Source organism: Streptomyces sp. WG7 (assembly GCF_049975785.1).
In the GTDB taxonomy this organism is placed as follows: Bacteria; Actinomycetota; Actinomycetes; order Streptomycetales; family Streptomycetaceae; genus Streptomyces.
Window position 1 is genome coordinate 1 of record NZ_JBNGGE010000187.1, and the last position, 619, is coordinate 619.

General features: G+C 84.3%; 1 pseudogene. It reads left to right on the forward strand.

Annotation, left to right across the window (positions count from 1 at the left end):
- Nucleotides 1-136: 136 nt before the first annotated feature.
- A pseudogene (locus ACP4J0_RS38680) lies at nt 137-619 on the forward strand (hypothetical protein); the annotation flags it as partial.

Sequence of the window (619 nt, forward strand, 5' to 3'; positions counted from 1 at the left end):
CCGTGCTTCCGCCCCGGGGCCCCCCCGGGGGGCAGCAGCTCGTCCCGCCGCGCCAGCCCGTGCGCGCCCCTCCGGGGGCTCGCCCCCGTCGGCGGCGGCGTCGGCGGGTGCGCCGGCCGGGGCGGACACACGCCGCGTGGCACGGCGGCGGGAACGGCGGGGAGCGGCGTCCTCGGCCGCCTCGACGGGCGCGGACGCCTCTACGGGCGCGGCGGCGGCGGGCTCGGCGTCCGTCGCCGGAGGGGCGGACGCCTCCGCGGTGGGCGAGGTCACACTGCGCGTGGCACGACGGCGGGTACGACGGGGAGCGGCGTCCTCGGCGGGCGCGGGCGCCTCGGCGGGCTCAGGAGCGGCGGCGGGCTCGGGGACCGCGGCGGGCTCGGCATCGGCCGAAGCCCCGGCGGTCTCCACGGCGGCCGGCTCGGTGGACGAGGTCACCGCGCGCGTGGCACGACGGCGGGTGCGGCGCGGTGCGGCCCCCTCGGCGGCCTCCGGGCTCGGCTCGGACGCGGCGGCCGGCTCGGGCCGGGCGGGCGTCTCGGCGGCGGAGGACGCCGGAACGACGGTCTCGGCCGTCTCCGCCGACGCCGGGGTCCCGACGGGCGCGGAGGCGCGGCGC